We start from the raw sequence: 15073 nt of genomic DNA on the forward strand, positions 1-15073 counted from the left end.
AGCGTACGCTACAACGATGCTCCTCTTTTTAGTACACTCCTACTTACGGAGTCGGCTGCCAGGTTTCAGACGGCGTAAACCCGTCAGCAACATGGTCCTGGTCGAACTCCAGGATGGTGACGTATTGACCGATGATGTTGTGATATTCATCGTATAGACCTAGGTACACGACTTTATCGTTGACTATTTTTTCATTATCATAGTCGGATTGGTGGTAGTATCCCCCGGTGAGCTGTACCTCTCCCGAACCGGATGGAATCGGGCGCAAGCTGCTCATTTGGTAAGCTTGGTACCCGTACGGCTGCAAATTGCCCTTCAATTCGTCTACGCTCAATCCCGAAGGGAGCGAGGAGGTCGGCATGTACATCTCATACGACCCTTCCACGAAGAATTTGGCTGTCGGAAACTCGGCGCGAAGCTTGGACATGTCCGCGTAGACGAGATAACCGTACTTAAACGGCGTGGTGAAGTTTCCTCCGCTCAAGAAGAAATCGATCAATTCCTGCTTGGTAACGGCAGAAGCCCGCAATCCGATGTCGTTGGTCAGCACCGGCGCCGTCATGAAATCGTATTGATAATCGCCGGAGTCTACAACCGCACCGTCGCGAAGAATCTCTACCCTCCAGGTACCTGCGGTATCCTTAGCAAATTTGCCGTCCGGCAGGTTACAGCTGGTATATTGGCAGGTCAGGAACGGCGTGGAAGCGTTCGGCTCATATAAGAGAACCGTGTACAGTTCCCCCAGCTTGATTCCGCCTACATTGCCTTTAATGAGGTTGTAGTACATCTTTTCCCCTACCAGTACTCCGTTGTTGCTGTGCGTCCCCTTGTGGGAACCAATCTTTAGACCCTCTTGGATCGTTCTTGGGTATTGAATGAAAATTTCGTAGACCTTCTTGCCGATTCCGTCTCCGCTCGTGACGGTCAAGCGAACCCGTACATCCTTCATGCCTTTGATCTCCAGGTTGAATGCAGGATTCTCGTCGGTGATCGTCCCGGAAGCCAAGGTATTCGTTCCATCCTCCCAGACGGTATAGTCTACCTTGTTGTAAGTCGCTTTCGTGACAGATACAGTAGCCGGTACGGGTTGCGTCATGCTGCGGTCCGTCACGATGCTGTATTCGAACGTGTCCGGACTAAAGCCGGTGACTCCCGTAGTGTATTCGTTCGCATCCAATTGGTTCATGGTGAAGCCGGATACGGTGAGATCCACCAGGCGGGCGTCTCTGCACTGGTCTGCCGTTCCTGTGCAAGGAACGGGTTCTCCGCCGTTTCCGCCACCGTTGCCTGGTCCCGGGTTGCTCCCACTATTGCCGCCGTCGTTTCCGCCGGAGCCGCCATCCACCACACCGCCGCCATTGTTGCTGCTGTTGTTGCCGCTGTTATTGCCGCTGCCCGTCGTGCTGCCGCTTTCGGGCGGTGCTGTTATCGTGTTTGCCGCATCGCCGGCAACCGCGCCAGGGCGCTTCTGGAATGTAGAGCCGGCGGCATCCGCGTTAACCGTTGCATTGGCGATGGTGCCTTGACCAAGCAGTTTGGCAACGGCGTTCAGAACGAGATCCATGACCGAAGCATTGGCATTGACGTTGATCTCCGTATTTTTTGCTCCTTCTTCCACGTTCAACTGCTTAACGGACCCGCTAGGGATGCTGACTTTGATGTCCGATGAAAGCACGCGAACATCCTCGAATTGGCCGACAAGCTGAACCTCGGAGCCTTGAGGCATGTTCTTCGCGATTTCCACATTGGCGAATCCGCTGTCTGTCACGTTGGATTCCTCAAGCTTGACCGGAGAATGGACAACCACATGCTGAATCGCGGATTCTCCGACGACCACGACACGCACGGTGCCGGTTTGCTTGTCAACAGATACGCGTACCAATACAGAGTCCTCGAAGTGGACCGAGTTGGCTCCCCCGCCTTGAATGGTCGTGGTACCTTTGACGTTTACTTTTTTGAAGAAGGCATCACCCTCTCCGACGGCCTCGGTCAGCGTAAGATTCCCTTCGATCACCACATTTTGAAGGGTAACGCCCGGCGCGGCTACGATGACATTCCCTTTGATCGTTTCGACGCCGGCAGTCGGTCCGTAAGTTCCAGCCTTATCGTATGTAATATCCGTCGGAACCTTGTACTCCAGTGATTTATCGAGCAGGGTAACGGCCTCCGCGCGAGTAAGTTTGCCCTGCGGATTAAAGTTCCCTTTGGCGTTGCCGGTGATAACGGCTTTCTCAGCCAAGGCGGAAACCGCCGGTTTACTCCACTTGGAAATGGAGGAGTCGTCCTTAAAATCGGTTGCAGGCACGGTTTCGGCGGAGACAAGCTTCGTCAATTTGGCCACCATGACGGCGGCCTCTTCGCGGGTAACCGTATGGTCTGGGCGAACCGTATTGTCGTTATATCCATCGATGTAGCCTGCTTTCACGGCTCTGGCGATTTGGTCATAAGCCCAATGAGAAGTTTCCAAGTCTTTAAACGAGATGCTGCTTGGTTCGGATACTTCAAAAGAACGGTTGATCAGCGTTACCAATTCAGCCCGCGTTACAGGACGATCGGGGTTGAATTTCCCGTTGTAGCCCTGAAGCAGACCCTGATCGGACCAGCTGCGCAGCCGGGTTTCCGCCCAATGTCCTTGAAGATCGTCCGCATCCGGTTGTGCGGCCCATGCCGTCGTCATGATGGACAGCGAAAAGATGAGCATGATCATGACAAAGCCGGGTTTCTTTAGTGCTTTCGTGATGTGCATTCTAGTAGCCTCCTGGTAAGATTTTATATGAATCTAGTTCTTAAAACCCTCTTCAATCATTGCTAAACACCTAATATGAGATTAAAATACTAGGACTATGTTATTATATTTTGGAATATTGATAGAGTCAAAGAAAATATTGGAACGAAAAAAAGACCATTTCCATCATGGAATGGTCTTTTATATTAAATTTAAAGCAATCTACGTTTCGTTACCGCTTCTTCCAGAACAGCTGCAGCGCCACCTTGGCGCACCATAGGGAGAACAGCAGGAACAGCAGCGCCCAGGCGAACGCCGGGAGCACGGTCATGTTGGCCAGGTTGGACGCGTCGCCCGCTTGCTTGGGCTGGGTCAGCGCCATGGTCAAGAGGGTCAGTGGACCGACCACGGATTCTTCCAGCACGAGAAAGGCGAGCAGCAGATAATAGAAATTGCGGACCTTATCGCCGAGGAAATAGAAGATCAGATTTACGATCATAAATATGATAAGCCACCATAATCCGTAACCGGCGCGAACGAAGAAGATGATCATGATGAGGGCTAGCACGGTAATGGTGATCAGGCCGGTAGCCTGTTTTTTCTTGGCATAGCCGTAGAACATCAGAATGGCGAACAGGGATGCCGACGTATAGCCTGCAAGCGAGACTACGATCGGACTCCACCCGCCGGAAGCCAGCATGGAATAGGTGACGCCGCTATGATCGGGATTCAGCTCGATGCTGAGCACCCGGCCCGACATGAGAAGGGTCATGGCGGCATGCCCCAGCTCATGGATCATCGTATCCAGAATACGGAACCAGGAAGAGAAGGGGATCAGCCTCGTCAGAAAAGCCGCGCCGGCCAGAAATAACAATGCTTTCAGCCATTTATTCATTCGAAGGTCCTTTCAGCATAAAGTCATTCGCTAGACTATCATTCCGTCCATTATAATACAGATGAGAAACATGTGAAAACTCAGGTGGCGCCCATAGGTTAAATGGTATAATTGAAGTTGTGACGGAGGTTCATGTTCGATGAAAAACGATAAGCCTAACAACGACAATCACATAGATTCGATAAGACATACTACGCACGTGACCGACCAAGGGATTCGCTTTGCCGAATTCGAGCTGGCCGGTGATGAGCAGGATATTCCACTGCCGGACAAGCGGCCGGATCGTCAGGAACAGGAGATCGTAAATCCTAACGAGCAAGCGAAGAATTCCCTGATTGTGAAGCCGCAGCAGCCGCTGGACATGAATTGGGGCGAGGACTTCCGCTATGTGACCAAGGAACAGCAATTCGTGCAGAAGGCGAGGGAACTCGCATGGCATGTAGAGGATGAGGCCCCTTTCGTAGCCTTCAAAAGCTATTGGCCGACCTACGACCAGATGGCCAGCGACCAGTTCAAATGGTATTTTTACTGGCGGGAGGAAGTAAGGTCCGGGCGGTACCCGGATACGGACCTTTCCTATCTTTTTGTCTATTTTTACGAGCTGATCCATGGCGTGGGCTGGAGCGATCCCCTGCAGGGCTATGCATTGATGGAGCAAGCGTGGACGGCCTACCGCAAGCGTTATGCCAAGCTGGATACGTATCTGCGGGAGTGGTTATATGATTTTATGATCGTGCATGCCCTGGATATGCCGATCCGGGAGACGTACCAGCGTTTTCCGCGCGTCTTATCCGCTGAGCTGAAGGAGAAGGAATGGAAGCGCCGGTTCTCCCTCCAGCCGGTGGAGCTGTCGTGGGAGCTGCTGCTCGATTTGCTGGATTATGACGTGGAGAAGAGCCGTTTTTACCAGGAGAAGGGCCGCAAGGACCTGGAACGGTACGCCCCGAAGGTGATTGCGCTCGTGGACAGTTATTGGGCCAAAATGAAAGGGCAGCGTCTTATCGACCGCTTTCAGCCGCGGCCCCGGCAGGTGAAACGGCATTTATTCCGCAGCGCGGTGTACGATCACGGGTTATACGGCCGAACCGTCGTGCTGACGGTGGTGTCCTTAAGCGAGCACGCTCCTTTGCGCTCCTATATAACCGGGCTGGTCCGCTTGACCGAGAATAAGCTGCGGGAATTGAGGGGCTTCAAGGGACGGCTGCGCGGAGCGGAAGCGGTAGAACCCGAAGTGGAAGAGATCATCACCCGTTATCTGAAAAAAGAGATTCAGGAGCAGATGGAGGCCGAGCGCAAGCAGAGCCTGCCTGAGGTTCAGATCGATACAGGGAAGCTGCGCCGCTTGCAGCGGGAATCGGACCAGGTCCGCGACATGCTGCTTACGGAGGAAGCCGGGCAGCAGGAGGTTGAAGCGGAGAACAGCCGACCTGCAGCGGAAATTGTAACGGATGCGGGAGCCTTTTCGGGCTATGGGGGACCTGCAGCAACTAACAGGAGAACGGGTGCGTCTTCAAAGGGGCATTCCTCTCCAAAATCCGCGGCGAAGAACCCGGAAGTGTTCCAGGCCGTGATGGATTTTGATGCGGTTATTTATGAAGAGATGCCAGTTCCGGAGACAGACCGGAATCAAGCTAAGGAGCAAGAAACGCTCTTTGAGACCGTGAAGGAAGAAAGGGCAATCGCTGCATCGGAGGATGAAGGAACAGCACTGGCTGCACCCGAGAGTAAGGAACCATCCGTCCCGGCGGCTGGTAAATCATCTGAGGGTGCGGTGGTTTGGAATACGGACGGACTGGATGAGGAATGGCAGGAGCTCGGAGAGCGTCTTAAGCTTATACACTTGGAGGTTCTGCACGCCCTCAAGTCCGGACCGAACCGAACACAGCTGCAGCGGATTGCGGAGCAGGCCGGCTCCATGCCGGCGCTGCTGCTTGATGAGATCAACGAGGCCGCGATGGATACCGTCGGCGATCTGCTGATCGATGGGGAGTCCATTGCGGATGATTATATAGATATGCTGGAAACATTGAAGTCCGTATAACCGGACGGATTGACATCGATTGGACTCGTTATGACTGTAAGATGCTTGAAAGAGGTGGAACCATGACGGAACTGAAAATACCGAAGCGGCTCACGACCGCCCTCGTGAATTCTTTGACGGCAGGGGTCGTGCCGCGGGTGGGGCTGGAGTTCATCGCCGTCGGCCGCAAGCCGGAGGTGGAGTCGATCCTGCGCGACATGGATAATATCGCCGAGGGGGGCGCCGCCTTCCGGCTGATTACCGGCCGCTACGGAAGCGGCAAAAGCTTCCTGCTGCAGATCATCCGCAACTACGCGATGGATCGCGATTTTGTGGTGGCGGATGCGGATCTGTCGCCGGAGCGGCGGCTTGTGGGCACGAAAGGGCAGGGCCTTGCCACATACCGCGAGCTGATGACCCATCTGTCCACGAGAACGCGTCCGGACGGAGGCGCGCTGGAGGCTATTTTGCAAAAATGGATCGCCGCGATCCAGCAGGACATCATGCAGGAGACGGGCCTGCGCCCGGATGACCCTGCGCTGAACGATAAGGTGGAAACGCAGATTTATGCCGTGACGAACGGCATGCAGAATCTGGTGCACGGTTTTGATTTTGCGAAGGTTCTCGCTGCTTACTGGAACGGCTATAAGCTTGGCGACGATGACCGCAAGGGAGCGGCGCTGCGCTGGCTCCGCGGGGAAGTCCCGACGAAGACGGAGGCCCGCAAGGACCTTGGCGTCGGGGTCATTATCGATGACGACAATTGGTACGATTACATGAAGCTGTGGTCCGAATTTACGGCGGCCATCGGGTATAAGGGATTGCTGCTGTTCATTGACGAAGGGGTTAACCTCTACAAAATCACCAACAGCGTGTCCCGCCAGAGCAACTACGAGAAGCTGCTGACCATGTTCAACGACACGATGCAGGGCAAAGCGGAGCATCTGGGCATCTACATGGGCGGAACGCCGCAGTTTGTCGAGGATGAGCGCCGGGGACTGTTCAGTTATGACGCGCTGCGCTCCCGCCTGATCGACGGACGCTACGGCAGCAGTTCGCTGAGAACCTACACGTCGCCTATCCTGAAGCTGGACATGCTGTCGTATGAGGAGATTCTCATCCTCCTGCAAAAGCTGCGCGACATCCATGCCTTGCATTTCAAGTATGAAGCGCAATTGACGGACGAGCAGCTGATCGCGTTCATGCAGACGGCCGTGAACCGGCTGGGAGCTGAGGAGCTGCTAACCACCCGCGAGGTGGTGCGGGATTTCATGGATCTGCTGCATACGCTGCATCAGCATCCGGAGGCGACGTTTGAAGAGCTGCTAGGCGAGCGCGCCGCAGCGCAGCCGCAGGGCAAGGGGCAAAGCGATGCTCCTTCGGACGATCTGGACGATCTGCTGGCGGAGTTTGAGCTATGAGTGCGAATCCTTTTTCCAGGTTGGCCCCGTTCATTCAGGAGTTTATCTATAAAAAAAGATGGGACACCCTTCGCGAGGCGCAGGTGGAAGCCTGCCGCGTCCTGTTCGACACGCCCAATCATCTGCTGATCGCTTCCGGCACGGCATCGGGCAAGACCGAAGCCGCATTCTTCCCGGCGCTGACGGAGCTGTACAACATGCCTTCCAGCTCGGTCGGGATCCTGTATATCGGGCCGCTAAAGGCACTGATCAACGACCAATTCGAACGGATCACCGATCTGCTGAAGGAAGGCCAGGTGCCGGTATGGCATTGGCACGGCGACGTGTCCCAAGCCGAGAAAACGAAACTCATGCAGAAGCCGTCGGGCGTGCTGCAGATTACGCCGGAATCGCTTGAAGGGCTGCTCATGAACCGGCCGAACGCCATCCCGGCGCTGTTCCAGGATTTGCGGTATGTCATCATTGACGAGGTGCATGCCTTCATGGGAGCCGACCGGGGCATTCAGGTGCTGAGCCAGCTGACCCGGATCGAGCGGATGGCTTCCTGTTCGCCTCGCCGCATCGGGCTGTCGGCAACGCTCAGCGATTACGAGACCGCAGCCGGCTGGCTGGGCGCAGGCACGAAGCACGCGGTCGAGGTCGTTTCGCCGCAAGGGGGGCGGAAGCTGCGGCTGTCGGTCGAGCATTTCTCCTTCCCGGATGCGCGGGACGAGAAGCAGGCGGAGCAGCTGGAGCTTGCGCGCAAGGCCTACTACGATTTCGTATACGACAACACCCACCTGAAAAAAGCGCTGGTCTTCACCAACAGCCGCTCGGATGCCGAGCTGACCACGCTCGAGCTGCGGCGGATTGCGGCCAAGCGCGAGCAGCGGGATGTCTTCCATGTGCATCATGGAAGCATCTCCGCTATGCTGCGCGAGGAAGCCGAGGCCGCGCTCCGCGAAGGTCCGGGGCCGGCGGTTGCGGCGGCCACCCTGACGCTGGAGCTCGGCATCGATCTCGGCGAGCTGGAGCGGGTGATCCAGCTTGGTGCGCCGTACAGCTGCTCCAGCTTCGTTCAGCGGCTGGGCCGCTCCGGCCGGCGGGGGGATCAGGCCTCCGAGATGATGTTCCTCTGTCCGGAGGACGAGGACGAGGAGGCCATGCTGCCTGCGCGCATGCCGTGGATGCTGCTCCGGGCCATTGCCGTCATTGAGCTGTATATTCGCGAGAAATGGGTCGAACCGCTGGCCCTGCGGAAGAAACCGGTTGGCGTGCTTTACCATCAGACGATGAGCACGCTCAAGAGCATGGGCGAGGCCGAGCCGCCCGATCTGGCGCGAGCGGTGCTGACGCTCCCGGCCTTCCGCGGCATCGAGCCGGAGGAATACAAGGAGTTCCTGCAGTATTTGCTCCAGACGGATCACATCCAGCGTACGGAAGAAGGCAGCCTGATCATCGGCCTTGGCGGGGAGAAAATCGTGAACAACTACCGCTTCTATGCGGTGTTTAAGGACGATGAAGAACATGTCGTCTATAACGGGTCGGAAGAAATCGGATCGATTACGACCGTGCCGCCGCCGGGCTACTGCTTCTCGCTGGCAGGCAAGCTGTGGAAGGTAGAGGAAGTCGACACGAAGCACAAGGCCCTGTACGTGAAGTCGGCCAAGGGCAAGGTCGATACGTTGTGGCTTGGCGCAGGCGGCGATGTGCATACCCGCGTGGTGCAGAAGATGCGGGAGGTGCTCGCTGTCAGCGCCATCTATCCATACCTGGCACCGGGTGCGGTGAATCGCCTGGAACGGGCCCGCCGACTTGCTCGGGAGAGCGGACTGCTGAAACAGGTGGTTATACCGGCGGGCGGCGACTCCCTGTTCATTCTGCCTTGGGCGGGCAGCAAGCAGTTTCGCACGCTGGAGCGATTGCTTAAGCATAATCTGTCGGAGAGGCTGGCTCTCCGCTCTATCGTGCCGATGGAGCCGTATTACATGGTGGTCGCGGGCAAGGTCGATAACGAAACGCTGATGGAAGAAATCAAGCAGGAATTGGCGAACTGCGAGGACGCCGGCGCGCTTCTCGATCCTGACGAAGCGCCGTATCTCGGCAAATATGACGAGTTCGTCCCGCCGAAGCTCGTTCGCACCGCTTTTGCCGCCGACGGACTGGATCTGGAGGGGCTGGCAGAGGCGCTGGGGCTGGCACGTGGAGCAGCGGGAAGGGGAGTTGCGGATGTGTGACAAGGAAGAAATACTTCCCGGTGGGAATGTTAACGAAGTTGTTCGTATTGGAAATAACGTTCACCGAACTACGAAATGGAGTTCTTTCGTGCATGACTTGCTCCTATACTTGGATAAGCAGGGTTTTGAAGGCGCCCCCAAGTTCATAGGCATTGATCATAGCGGTCGGGAGATCTTGTCCTACATTCCTGGCGAAGTGCCGGGAAACCAATATCCTGATTTTAAACCTTATATATGGTCGGACCATGCCCTCATCCAGAGTGCAGCGTTGTTACGGCGTTATCATGACGCCGTACAGGGCTTTGCTGCAACTTCAATCCAACCGGAGGTTGCACATACCTCTCAGGCTTCGGGGGAATGGGACGATGAGGTGATCTGTCACAATGATGCCGCGCCATACAATATCGTTTTTCAAGACGAAGTGCCGGTTGCACTGATCGATTTTGATTTGGCTGCGCCAGGTCCAAGAATCTGGGACATGGTTTATATGCTGTACACCTCAGTCCCGCTGGCAAGCTTTGCGATAGATTACACTACAGGGACATCGATACCTTATCAATCGGAATTACATGCTGTGGATCGCACGCACAGAATATCGCTGTTCTTTAAGTCCTATGGCATATCAAAGCCTCCCAACTTGAAAGAATGGACTATAAGACGCCTCAAGGCATTATGCGATACACTTACAACCGGTGCGGCACAAGGCAACAAGGCTTACCAGAACATGATCGATGAGGGGCATGTAGCCCATTACGAACGAGAGATTCAATTTCTGCAGGCACACTTCGAAGAGTGGTACCGATGAAGGGTACCGATTTGAAGAGTGTCTGCTTTTTTTCATATCTATCCCCCAATAGTCGTTGAGCATAACTGAAAAAATATTTGTAACCCCTTCCAAAAAAGCATTGTGTTCACCTCACATATGTGGTAACTTATGAACATAAAAACGTTTTTATCGCAAAGGAAATGGAATGGTTATATGGGTAAAGTAACGATCAAGGATGTGGCAAGAGAAGCCGGAGTCTCCATTTCTACGGTTTCGAATGCATTGAACGACGTAGATGTATTGAACCCGGAGACCAAATCCCATGTGCTGAAGGTGGCGGAGCGGCTCAATTACGTACCTAACCTGAACGGAAAGCTGTTGAAGTCGGGCAAGACCAAGATGCTGGGCTTCTTTACGACAAGCGTGTCAGGGCCTTACTTCTACACATTGGTGGAGTCGATGTCACGGGAATGTGACCGTCTGGGTTATGGTTTGAACGTGTTTGTGACGAAGGATAAGCAGGTGATCATGAGCAATATTATGGGCGGCCGTGTGGACGGCGTCATTATCTTCGAAGAGCTGAAGATCGACGACAAAGACATCGCTGCCATGGAGAAGGATAAGATCAAGGCCGTTTTCCTGGATCGCGAGGTTCAGAACGAAACGATGGGCAGCATCATATTCGACTCTTACGTAGCCGGTTATGAAGCAACCAAGTACCTGATCAGCCTGGGGCATAAGAAGATTGCCTACATCTCCGGCGTGGATACGATGTTTGACAGCGTGCAGCGGAAGGAAGGGTATCTGGCTGCGCTCCGGGAGTGCGGGTTCCCGATCGACGGAGACTACATACTGCAAGGCTATTTCGAGGAAGAGGGTTCCTATAACGCCGTCAAATCGTTTCTTCACTTACACCCTGGCAAAGTGCCGGATGCTTTTCTCGCCGGTAACGACGTGAGCGCCATCGGCTGCATTCGGGCGTTGAAGTCTCATGGATACGAGGTTCCGCAGGACGTCAGCGTTGTAGGCTTCGACGATATCGATATCGCGCAGTATTTTACGCCGCCGTTATCGACCGTCCGCAATCAGATTGCCAGACAGGGGATTCTGGTCGTGGATCATCTGGTGCGCATGATTCAGAAGAAAGAGAAGGGCAAGATTCAGAAGCTGCCGGGAGAACTGGTCGTTCGCGGCTCCAGTCACGTGAAGATGAGTCGGAATGAACCGGTTTAACCGAAGGGAATGAACGCGTCAAACGGTTTTTTAAAAATACTTTATAAATTCGGGGTTTTTTTCGCGAAAAATAAAAACGTTTTTATTATGAAACGTTTTTGATCAAAGGGGGTTAAGCAGGTGAGTAAAACTGCTGCAGTTCAGTCAACCGGCACGGGAGCGGTTCAACCTACCGGGAAGAAGCCGATGGGGCAGAGGATCAAGGAATTCTTTATGGATTACAAGCGGCAATGGGAGCTTCAATCGATGATCATTCCCGGCGTCATCTTCATGTTCATCTTCTGCTACATACCGATTTACGGTTTGACGATTGCGTTTAAAAATTACACCGTTATCGATACGCTGGATTCCGCGCCGTGGGTTGGCCTGGACAATTTCAAGATCATTATGTCGGACAAGTATTTCTGGGACTCCGTCGTCAACACGCTGGGCATCAGCTTCTTGAAATTGGCGATCGGCTTTGTCATTCCGATTATTCTGGCCATCATGATTTACGAGGTTGGCATGGGGCGCTTCAAAAAATTCGTTCAAACCGTCTCGTACCTGCCTCACTTCTTGTCCTGGATCGTATTGGGCGGCATGCTCATTACTTGGTTCTCGACATCCGGCCTGTTCAACGAAATCTTGCTTGCTCTGGGACTGATCTCGCAGCCGCAAAACATTTTGCTCGATCCAAGCAAGTATTGGTGGATTGCAACGCTGTCGGATATTTGGAAAGAGGCCGGCTGGGGAACGATTCTGTACCTGGCGATCATGGCCAAGATCGATCCTACCTACTACGAGGCCGCAAGAATCGACGGGGCCAGCCGCTTGAGACAAATCTGGAACATCACCCTGCCGAACATGAAGATGATTATCAGCTTGAATTTGATCCTGACTGTAAGCGGTTTATTGGGATCGAATCTGGATCAAACCTTGGTGCTCATGAATTCGCAGAACCGGGAAAAGGCCGAAGTCATTAACTCGTACGTGTACCGGATGGGTATGACGCAGGGAGATTTCTCTTATGCCACAGCCGTTGGTTTGGGCGTATCCATCATCTCCGTCATTCTGCTCGTTACGGCGAATAAGGTGACCAGTAAATTAAACGATAATCAATCCGTTCTATAGGTCATGCAGAAGGGGGTATAACGGTGAATTTCAAAGCAGCAAAAGGAGATCTCGACAGCCGGATCTTTGATACGATCAACATCATTTTACTGGTTACGTTTACGATCATCATCGTCGTTCCGTTATGGAACGTCGTCGTCTCATCCTTCAGCTCGGGCAGGTCCCTTGCCGAGGGCGGGTTCATCTTCTGGCCTACCGAGTTCTCGCTGGAGAATTATCAGGCCGTGTTCAGGGATGCCAACATATGGAATGCCTTCTTCATCTCGGTGGCCAAAACCGTGATCGGAGTCATCACGCACGTGTTCTTCTGTGCCATGGTGGGTTACGGCTTGAGTAAAAAATACGTCCGCGGCCGCAAGTTCTACGTGGCGATGGGCGTTGTCACCATGTTTTTCTCGGGCGGCATGATTCCGACGTACATGTTGATCAAAGACTTGGGGCTGCTAAACAGCTTCTGGGTTTATATCATCCCGGCCCTGTTAAGCTTTTACGACGTTATCATTCTGATGAACTTCTTCCGCAACGTGCCGGATTCGCTGGAAGAGTCGGCGAAGATCGATGGCGGGGGCGACTGGAGAATTTTCCTGAGCATCTTCATTCCTCTTTCCATGCCGGCCATGGCGACGATTGCCCTGTTTAACGGAGTCGGACAGTGGAACGATTTTATGACCACCAAATTGTATATCACGGATCAGTCGCTGTATCCGTTACAGATGATGCTGTATGAGATTATTGTGCAGTCCCAGACCCAATCGATGCAAAATATCGGTTCGGTTGCGATTCAGACGACCACCAAAGGGGTCCAACTAGCAACAATTGTCGTGACGACGCTGCCGATTGTTGTGATGTATCCAATATTACAGAGATATTTTATCTCCGGCATGATGCTCGGAGCTGTTAAAGAGTAGCGAAGCCGTAGCTCTTTAAGGGAGTGGAACAGAAGCAAGCCTGTAAAGACAAGGGTTTATCGAGAAAGCGCTTTTATTTAAAGGGAGGGTTACAGGATGTTGATGAACAAGGCTATGGGTAAGAGAGGACTTACGCTGCTTACGGCTTTGATGGCCGTTGTGCTGGTTGTGAGCGGCTGCGGCGGATCGGGGGGCTCCGGCTCCAAGAAGGAGAATTGGGTTTCGATCGAGGACCGGTATACGCCGGATCCGGAAAAGCCGGCTTGGCAGCTGGACAAAAAAGAAGAGACCACCGAGCTGACTTGGTACGTGAATGCGGACTGGTGGAACACGGATTTCGGCAAGGACGTTGTAACGAAGAAGATCAAGGAAGACTTGAATATCAATATCAAATTCATTACGGGTGACGATACCAAATTGAATACGTTTTTTGCCGGCGGGGATATGCCGGATTTGATCACGACATTTGACTCGAACTCCCCTGTCGTACAGAAAGCGGCTACATGGGCGTTGCCACTGAACGATCTGGCCGAGAAATATGACCCTTACTTCAATAAGGTAGCGGCGCAGGATACCCTCAACTGGTTCCAATTGAAGGACGGCAAAACGTACGGATACCCGAACTATTCCAATACGCAGGAAGACTATGACAGCGGCAACATTCCTGCCAAAACGGCATTTATCATCCGCAAGGACGTGTACGAGGCTATCGGCAAGCCTGCGATGGGAACGCCTGAGGAATTCCAGGCTGCTCTCGCGGATATCAAGAAGCAATTCCCTGCCCTGATTCCACTGGGCTTCAACTCCATCGGCGAAGGAACGGGCTCGCTCGGCGACGTGCTGCAGGATTTCATCGGCGTGCCGCTGGAAGACGAGAACGGCGGCTTCTATAACCGGAACCTGGATGAAGATTATCTGACTTGGGTGAAGGCGTTCAATACCGTATACCGTGACGGCGCGATCAGCGATGACAGCTTTGCCGATGACGGAACGGCTTTTGAAGAGAAGGTGAAGGCGGGCAAATACGCAACGATCATGCTGGACGGCACGCCGCAGCAGGGCGGAAACCTGCAGAGCTTCTACAGCAACAACAAAGGCAAAGAGTACATCGCGATTGACGGACCGCAAAGCACGGTCGGACATGCGCCTACTTTGAACCAATCCGGTATTACGGGCTGGATGATCAGCTTTATCACGAAAGAGAACGCAGACCCTGCCAAATCCATTCAGCTCTTCACGTACCTGTTAAGCGAAGAAGGACAAATGCTGATGAACTATGGCATCGAAGGCGAGACTTACCAAGTGAACGCAGACGGAACGGTGGAATTCCTGCCAGACGTGAAGGAGCTCCAGATGAACAATCCGGATACGTTCAAGAAGGACTACCGCATGGGCGAATTCATGTTCTTCGGACATGACCGCCACAAGGCGCTGAGCGGGGATGCTTTCCCGGATGCGATCAAGCAAATGCAGGAATGGGGCAAAGGCAAGCTGACGCCGCACTTTATTTTGGAGAATATCAACCCGGATCAGGGCACGCCGGAAGCGCGCTCCCTGACGGCCATCAATACGAAATGGAACTCCACGCTCGTCAGCATGATTCGCTCGAAGGACGACGCAACCTTCGATAGCCTCTTGAACGATTATAAAAAGTTCCTGGACGATAACAACTGGGATAAAATCGTCGAAGTCCGCAACGAGAAGATGAAAGCGAACAAAGAGAAGCTGGGGCTGAAATAAGTTTACGTTAATGGATGGAAGGGCCCCTTTCTTGACAGG

At 53.7% G+C, this 15073-nt stretch carries 10 protein-coding genes; 8 read left to right on the forward strand and 2 right to left on the reverse strand.

Features of this window, described 5'->3' with window-relative positions; translation table 11 throughout:
- Window positions 1-43: 43 nt before the first annotated feature.
- Both MHI43_RS01220 and MHI43_RS01225 read right to left on the reverse strand, forming a co-directional pair.
- A complete protein-coding gene (locus tag MHI43_RS01220; protein ID WP_036664904.1) occupies window positions 44-2746 on the reverse strand; it encodes an S-layer homology domain-containing protein in 2703 nt (900 codons plus the stop codon).
- A 211-nt stretch (window positions 2747-2957) separates the two neighbouring features.
- Window positions 2958-3620 carry a M50 family metallopeptidase gene (locus MHI43_RS01225; protein ID WP_009590185.1) on the reverse strand — a complete coding sequence of 221 codons (663 nt, stop codon included), beginning with the start codon at window positions 3618-3620 and terminating at the stop codon, window positions 2958-2960.
- Between the two features lie 139 nt (window positions 3621-3759).
- On the opposite strand from MHI43_RS01225, the gene MHI43_RS01230 reads away from it, so the two are divergent.
- The 8 genes from MHI43_RS01230 to MHI43_RS01265 all read left to right on the forward strand — a co-directional run bounded on the left by MHI43_RS01230 (window position 3760) and on the right by MHI43_RS01265 (window position 15034).
- Entirely contained in the window at window positions 3760-5661 is a 1902-nt protein-coding gene (locus tag MHI43_RS01230) for a TerB N-terminal domain-containing protein (RefSeq protein WP_036664902.1), read from the forward strand.
- 62 nt (window positions 5662-5723) lie between these two features.
- Window positions 5724-7061: an ATP-binding protein gene (locus MHI43_RS01235; RefSeq protein WP_012818456.1), complete on the forward strand. Its 1338-nt coding sequence runs from the start codon at window positions 5724-5726 to the stop codon at window positions 7059-7061.
- Entirely contained in the window at window positions 7058-9277 is a 2220-nt protein-coding gene (locus tag MHI43_RS01240; RefSeq protein ID WP_012818457.1) for a DEAD/DEAH box helicase, read from the forward strand. Before MHI43_RS01235 ends, MHI43_RS01240 begins: the two co-directional genes overlap by 4 nt.
- Window positions 9270-10082, forward strand: a complete 813-nt coding sequence (locus tag MHI43_RS01245; RefSeq protein ID WP_012818458.1) for a phosphotransferase — start codon at window positions 9270-9272, stop codon at window positions 10080-10082. The genes MHI43_RS01240 and MHI43_RS01245 overlap by 8 nt, the downstream gene beginning before the upstream one ends.
- 174 nt (window positions 10083-10256) lie before the next feature.
- Window positions 10257-11276 carry a LacI family DNA-binding transcriptional regulator gene (locus MHI43_RS01250; RefSeq protein WP_012818459.1) on the forward strand — a complete coding sequence of 340 codons (1020 nt, stop codon included), beginning with the start codon at window positions 10257-10259 and terminating at the stop codon, window positions 11274-11276.
- A gap of 120 nt (window positions 11277-11396) precedes the next feature.
- A complete protein-coding gene (locus MHI43_RS01255; RefSeq protein WP_012818460.1) occupies window positions 11397-12386 on the forward strand; it encodes an ABC transporter permease subunit in 990 nt (329 codons plus the stop codon).
- Between the two features lie 23 nt (window positions 12387-12409).
- Window positions 12410-13294: a carbohydrate ABC transporter permease gene (locus MHI43_RS01260; RefSeq protein ID WP_012818461.1), complete on the forward strand. Its 885-nt coding sequence runs from the start codon at window positions 12410-12412 to the stop codon at window positions 13292-13294.
- Between the two features lie 96 nt (window positions 13295-13390).
- Complete coding sequence (locus MHI43_RS01265) at window positions 13391-15034, forward strand: sugar ABC transporter substrate-binding protein (protein ID WP_012818462.1); 1644 nt, start codon at window positions 13391-13393, stop codon at window positions 15032-15034.
- The last annotated feature ends 39 nt before the right edge of the window (window positions 15035-15073 follow it).

The organism is Paenibacillus sp. FSL H8-0457 (assembly GCF_038051935.1).
Lineage (GTDB): Bacteria > Bacillota > Bacilli > Paenibacillales > Paenibacillaceae > Paenibacillus_AQ > Paenibacillus_AQ lautus_A.